At 36.4% G+C, this 1,124-nt stretch carries 1 protein-coding gene and 1 pseudogene; both read right to left on the bottom strand.

The annotated features are described in order from the left end of the window. Nucleotides 1-388, bottom strand: a 388-nt coding sequence (locus D0S45_20450; protein ID TIH08734.1) for a hypothetical protein, incomplete at its 3' end; no start/stop codon positions are given. A 395-nt stretch (nt 389-783) separates the two neighbouring features. Then, a pseudogene (locus D0S45_20445) lies at nt 784-1,124 on the bottom strand (hypothetical protein).

Raw genomic sequence — 1,124 nt, 5'->3', positions numbered from 1 at the left:
TAGGATTCATTTCTTGTCGCAAATATTCACTTGTAGCATACCATATCTCAATAGATTGGCGTAATTTTTCTACYGCRTGTACATTCCCATAATGATGGTGTTTTTCCAAAATCMAACTTTGTTGTTCAGCRTCTTGGACWAGCCAKCCYTTAGAAGGTATYGTTAAAAGATCATCAATTCCTAATGAAATRGATGTAGCAGTGGCTTGCTGGAAACCYAGAGTCTTTACTTGATCYAGGATGTGTGATGTATATGCCATYCCGAAGTGATCTATTAATCKGCTAATAAGTCGTTTMATRGCAGTTCCATCTATCACTTTATTGTGAAAKACCAGATTGGCCCGTTCYGCCATAAGTACCTCCATATTCTGCTGARTRGGATTYGACAATGRGTTTGAGTCARTGATTGSAAAACTTCCTTTTCTMGATCTTGATTYGCGTAGAATTTTAGGTCAGGAACTATGGTCCGATTTGAATCGGAGAGGTCCGAATTCACACGGGTGTCCTAGAATTCCTTTTTTTTAATAGCATATTATTAGGTATCATATGAACAGGCTTGAGAAAAACCTTGTATAGCTTCCTCGATTTCTCGATAAAAAGAAATATGACCAACTGTGGTTCGAATATATATACAAAAATTTTCTTTTTTTACACTTCTTACTATTAGATAGTGTGCATAAATCTCATGACATGATAGTTACCAAAAGATTCATAGTGAACTTCGATAGGAACTTCTCTTGAAGCAATAACGCGTTGATCTAATTGCCACCGAAGCCACAAAGGACTATCTAAATTGATTTTTTTCTGTAGCTCCAATTGCATCATAGGAATTGCAAAAAAAGGGTTCTTTCGTATACTTATAGTTTGTTTCGTAAATTCTTTCATTTTGATAGTTTTTTCGATTACATGGATTATATCTGTTTGCACAAATACCTCGACGAGTGCCGCTCGTTAATACATAGAGTCCAATAAGCATATCTTGAGTCGGTACCGAAATGGGATCTCCAATAGCTGGAGATAAGAGATTCATATGAGAAAAGAAAACATAAGTAAACGAGCCTCTGCTTGAGCCTCTAAAGATAAAGGCACATGAACAGCCATTTGATCCCCATCAAAGTCTGCATT

Source organism: Marinifilum sp. JC120 (assembly GCA_004923195.1).
In the GTDB taxonomy this organism is placed as follows: Bacteria; Desulfobacterota; Desulfovibrionia; order Desulfovibrionales; family Desulfovibrionaceae; genus Maridesulfovibrio.
This window is presented reverse-complemented; position numbering and strand designations above follow the sequence as displayed.